This window comes from Streptomyces sp. CWNU-52B (assembly GCF_047444975.1).
Classification (GTDB): domain Bacteria; phylum Actinomycetota; class Actinomycetes; order Streptomycetales; family Streptomycetaceae; genus Streptomyces.
On record NZ_JBLFJV010000038.1, the window covers coordinates 1 to 750 of the forward strand.

At 60.5% G+C, this 750-nt stretch carries 1 protein-coding gene; it reads left to right on the forward strand.

Translation table 11 applies throughout. From position 1 onward, the window contains the following. Positions 1–23: 23 nt before the first annotated feature. Positions 24–750 (forward strand): hypothetical protein (locus ACLVWQ_RS29085; RefSeq protein ID WP_414112178.1); only part of this gene is annotated, 727 nt, incomplete at its 3' end.

Sequence of the window (750 nt, forward strand, 5' to 3'; positions counted from 1 at the left end):
GCATTCTGCGGGAGGCGGTGTGGGTGGACCCGGTCTCCCTGCCCCGCCCGGCGGACGGCAGCCAGGAGGTGACCGAGGTTCCGGCGCGTATGCAGCAGGACCCGAGCGTGACGCCCGCGGCCGCTGAACCTGTGTTGAGTCCTTTCAAGTCGGGTCGTTTTGAGTTCACGAATTTGAAGCACACGGATGTGAGGTATCGCGACAAGGCGGTGCGGATCATTGAGTTGTTGGGGGATCATCCGACGATTCGGGATTACATCGGCAACCGCCAGGTGCGTATCACTCTGCATCTGCGGACGACGGAGACCCCGGCCGACGTGACGGACCGTGGTGATGCCGGCGTCGACATCAATCTCGCGAGTTATTACTTCGAGAAGTTCGATGTGGGTTACATCATGGGGATGTTGGCCCATGAGATCGGTTTGCATCCGCTCGCCTCGCGGAATACGAATATTCCGGATGAGGAGGAGATGTTCCGGGGGATTCCGTTGCCGGTTCCGGGTCTGGCGGATTCGCGGTCGCCGCGGACGATGAATACGGAGGGTGCGGGTCAGGCGGATCACATTATGGCGGCGTTCCCCAGCAGTACGCGGCACGGGATCTACCGGGATATTGTGTTGAAGATGGCTGACTTGTTGGCGGAGTCGGCGCGGGTGGGTGTGGAAGGTGCGAAGGCGAAGGATGTCACGGACCTGTTCGACACGTATCTGATGGATCTGGCGTCGATTGCGATCACGAGTGACTATCGGA